The 4,131-nt window shown below is 73.2% G+C and carries 4 protein-coding genes; 1 reads left to right on the forward strand and 3 read right to left on the reverse strand.

Features of this window, described 5'->3' with window-relative positions:
• Window positions 1–65 precede the first annotated feature (65 nt).
• The 3 genes from ACFWGJ_RS42455 to ACFWGJ_RS42465 all read right to left on the reverse strand — a co-directional run bounded on the left by ACFWGJ_RS42455 (window position 66) and on the right by ACFWGJ_RS42465 (window position 3,302).
• Window positions 66–755, reverse strand: coding sequence for a TetR/AcrR family transcriptional regulator (locus tag ACFWGJ_RS42455; RefSeq protein WP_387334313.1), 690 nt, complete (start codon window positions 753–755; stop codon window positions 66–68).
• Between the two features lie 50 nt (window positions 756–805).
• Entirely contained in the window at window positions 806–2,752 is a 1,947-nt protein-coding gene (locus tag ACFWGJ_RS42460) for a hypothetical protein (RefSeq protein WP_387334314.1), read from the reverse strand.
• Window positions 2,753–2,825: 73 nt separating this feature from the next.
• The gene (locus ACFWGJ_RS42465) at window positions 2,826–3,302 is read right to left on the reverse strand and encodes a tetratricopeptide repeat protein (protein WP_387334316.1); all 477 of its coding nucleotides are present in this window, start codon (window positions 3,300–3,302) and stop codon (window positions 2,826–2,828) included.
• A 322-nt stretch (window positions 3,303–3,624) separates the two neighbouring features.
• Between ACFWGJ_RS42465 and ACFWGJ_RS42470 the strand changes: the two genes are divergently transcribed.
• On the forward strand, window positions 3,625–4,077 hold the full coding sequence (locus ACFWGJ_RS42470) for a hypothetical protein (RefSeq protein WP_387334315.1): 453 nt from the start codon (window positions 3,625–3,627) through the stop codon (window positions 4,075–4,077).
• The last annotated feature ends 54 nt before the right edge of the window (window positions 4,078–4,131 follow it).

Consider the following 4,131-nt stretch of genomic DNA (forward strand, 5'->3'; position numbering starts at 1 on the left):
CCCTTTAGGGGCGCGGGGAACTGCGCAATCTTTTGGGTCCGCCCCCACCGGACCGCACCGTGGGGTCAGCCGGCCAGGGCCACCAAGCGGCCCACCAGGTCCGCGAACGGGCTTTCCGTCGGTTCCTGGGACAAGGCGGCCCGAAGGACCGCGGCCATCTCAGGATCCGCCGCCGCACTGACCGCCGCCAACGCGGCAAAATCATGCACCAGCTGAACTTCCAGCTCCGCCCGCGGAATCCGCCGGCCGTCCAGCCAGATCAGCGCGGTCGCCTCCGCCAGCGAGATCCAGGAGCGGACGACGAGTTCGAGCCGGGCCGAGGGCCGTTCCACCCGCAGATGCGACAGGATCTGCAGATACGCCGCCTGCCGCACCCCGTCGACCAGCGCGTTGGTCGTCGTGGACCCGACCGAGGGCCCACCTCGCATCAACGCCGAGAAACCCGGCCCGTGCTCGTCGACGAAGTCGAAGAACCGCCGCATCACGCGCAGCAGCCGCGCCCCCAGCGGACCTTCGCGCGGCTCAACGAAACGTTCCGCCAGATCGTCCGAGGCCCGTTTCAACGCGGCCTCGTACAGGCTGAGTTTGCCCGGGAAGTAGTGGTAGACCAGCGGCCGTGAGATGCCCGCGGCGGAGGCTATCTCGTCGATGGACACGTCGTCCGGCGAGCGCCTGCTGAACAGGTCGAGGGCGACACCGATCAACTGCTGCCGTCGCTCCTCGACGCCCATTCTGCGTCGCACCCCGGTAGTCATATGAACACCTTACCGATCGAACCGATCGGAACCGGCCGCGAACGGGCCGCTCAGCGCAGCCCGCCGATCTCCCTCCCGCTGCTCAACGTGCCCTTCAGCACCGCCTGCGCGCCCTGCTCGGCCCGCACGGCGAGGAGATTGCTGCGCGCCGCCCCGCTGACGCCGCCCGTCGCCCGGATCGACGCCGTGTCCTCGCCGCCGGCGGCGAGGAGGTACCAGTCGCCCTTGACGGACTTCCACAGCACACCCGCCAGGACATGGGGATCCTTCGAGCCGCACGCGGACGCGTTCTCCGCCTTCGCCGCGACCGCGCCGAACCGCTGCCCCGGCGCGTGGAACTGGGCGAGCACCCGCGGGCCGCCGCCGCGCCAGGTGTCCGCGCGGGTGCACAGCCACTCCGCGGTGCCGCTCCCGTCGGGGAGGGACTGACGGGCGTAGCTCCAGGAGTTGACCGCGCGCACGCCCTGGCCGCGGGCGTCCGCGAGGGAGCAGGCCAGTGGCGCCCAGTCCGCCGCGGAGGCGTCGCCGGCCCGCCCGGGACGGCCCGAGGTGAGCCGGGCGGGCGTCAGCTCCCCGAGGTCGGTCGACAGGCGGGTCCCGGCCTTGTCCGTCAGCTCCAGGACGTTCCAGGAACGGCACGCGCCGGTCTGCAGGGCCGGGCTCGCGAACGGCTCGGTCACCCCGTCCGCCGAGCGCGCCAGCGGCGTCGTACCGGCGGTGGACTTCAGCAGGTCGCGTACGACGGCGGTACGCACCCAGGGGGCCGTCAGATAGCGGACGTTGCCGTCGGTGCGGCCCAGGACCAGCGCGTCGGCGTCGGCTCCCGAGGCGCCGTCGACCCGGGCGAAGTCGAGGGCCGCGCCCTGGGTGCCGCCGTCCTTCGCCTCGGCGTACCGCGCGATCCGCAGTCCGTCGTACAGCAGCACCACGCGGCTCTGGTCGACCTCGCCCGCGTACAGCAGCTGGGGCGGTCCCGGCGGGGCGCCCGAGGGGGTGCCGGGGGTCGCCGAGACCTGTACGGTCCCGCCGGGCCGCGCCCATACGGCGAGGGCGCGCCGCAGCAGGGCCTTGTCGCCGGTGAGTGCGCCGCGCGCGGGCCAGACGGAGAAGTCGGTGCGCGCGGACGACTCCCACGCCCCCGCCGGGACCAGCGTGAGCTTCCCGGGGTCCAGTGCGGCCTGGGCCGCCGGGTTCTGCGCGTACGGCGGCGCGGCGGCGCCCTCGGGCCCCCAGCCGTCACCCGGCATGCCGAGGAGCGCCCCGCACACGGCCACCGCGGCGGCGGCGGCGACCGCCGCCTTGATGTGCTGGCGGCGGCGCACCAGGTCCGTGGGCCGGGCGTGCAGCGAGCACGGGTCGAACTCGGGGGAGGCCAGCAGCGCGTCGGCGCCCTCGGCCGTGTCCACCGCGTCCGCCTCGGCGAGGGCGGCGGCCGGGTCCTCCTCACCGGCCGCGGCGAGCATCGTGCGGACGTCCGCGTCGGCCATCCGCTCCAGGCCGCGCAGGACGAAGGCGGCGCGGGCCGGGGCGGACAGGGCCGACAGCCGCTGGTCCAGGGCCAGTTCGTCCGCTCCGCCCGAGCGCGGGAAGAGCCGCAGGCCCCACACCTGCGGGAGCAGCGGCGGCAGTTGGGCCCGGGTGGGCCAGGCGCGGAAGGTCAGCGGCCTGGCCGCCTCCAGTGCCATCCGCAGGAGCCGCAGCCGCACGTACGCGTACCCGGGGTCGCCCTCACGGCCCGCGGTGGCGGTCTTCTGGGCCGGGAGCACGGCGGTGTCGCCGGAGGCCCGGCCGCGGGGCAGGGTGCGCTGGGTGAGCGCGTGCGCGGTCAGCACCCGGCGGTTGCGGCCGAGGCTCGGCGGCAGCACCAGATAGGCGAGCCGCACGAGCCGCGGATAGTGCTCGACGAGCGCGGCCTCGGCCTGCTCGATGTCGACCACCGGCCCGGGGGCGGCGGCTGATGCGGGGCGGGGGCGCGGGGCGACATCCTGTGACTGCACGTTCAGCAGAACGAGCGAATCGGTGGATGGTCACCTGGACCGCCGCGACTCCACCGCGACTTGGCGGCCTGCGCTACGCCTCCGGCTCCACGAGCAGGCGTGCGTAGTTCGCCATGGACCGCTGGTAGCGCGGCAGATGAGGGGCGAGGGCGCCCAGGACCAGCGAGAGACCTTCGCGTTCACGGCCCAGGCTCGCCAGGCACAGGGCGAGGGTCGCCCGTACGGCGTCGTCCAACTCGTCTGACACGCCCACGAGTTCGGGAGACAGGAGCTTGACGCCCTCCTCCGGCTGCCCGATGTTCCGCAGCGAGCTGGACAGTTGGATCTTCGCGCGCCGGCCGCGGTAGCCGTCGAGGCCGAGGTCCAGGGCTTCGCGGTACAGCGGAACGGCGTTGTCGGAGTGGCCCGTCGAGTCCCAGGCGCATGCCTTCTCGAAGGGGGCGACCGGGCTGCCGGCGGGCAACTCGGCGACGAGCGCGTCGATCACCGCCCGGAACCGTGCCGCGTCCGTCTGCGGATCGGCCTCGAAACCGGCCCAGGCGGCGGCCATCCGCTCGTCCCAGTCCGCCGCGCCGCCGGCCTTGTCGCCGGCTGTGCGGTCCGCTGCCCTGTTCGTCGCACTGTCCTCTGTCGTCACTTGCTCACCTTCGCACACGTGCGCCAATCAAAAGCAACGCTTCTGTGGCGCAGGTCACTGTCAGGCGTCCTGTGGTGCCTGTATGACGGAATCGGCCACTCGTGCCGTCGTCGGTTGAGCGTGGAGCGTGCGGGAGCCGTATCGAAGACCGGGGCCCCTGTGCGGGCTCTCGGAGGCGTGGGCGCACGGCCCCGGCGAGGCAGGTCGCCGGAATGGACCCGGAGGTACGGACGTAATGAGTTTTACGGGCAAGAGGCTCGCGGTCGGCACGGCCGGGGCGGTCGTGGCACTCCTCGCGGTGACCGGCTGCGGCTCCGACGGCGGCGACGAGAAGAAGGTTCCCGAGACCGCGACCGGGAGCCTGGAGCACATCGCCAGCGAGGCCGGCTGCAAGCCGAACATGCAGACGGACGCCGACACGATCCGCCAGGCCATCTGCAAGAAGTCCGGCGAGAAGTACGTCCTCGCGACGTTCGCCACCGACCGCGGCCAGGCCGAGTGGCTGACCGGGGCGAAGGACTACGGCGGCTACTACCTCGTGGGCCGCAAGTGGGTCGCCGTCGGGGAGAAGAAGACGGTCACCGCACTGCGCGGCCGGCTCGGCGGGACCATGGAGGAAGGCTCCGAGCACATGAACCCGGGTGGCAGCCACAACAGCGGCACGCACGGCGGCAGCTCTCACAGCTGACCTCGCGCGTTCGACGGAGTTCAGGACACGAAGAAGCCGGCGGTGGGAATTCCC

This window comes from Streptomyces sp. NPDC060205 (assembly GCF_042728395.1).
Lineage (GTDB): Bacteria > Actinomycetota > Actinomycetes > Streptomycetales > Streptomycetaceae > Streptomyces.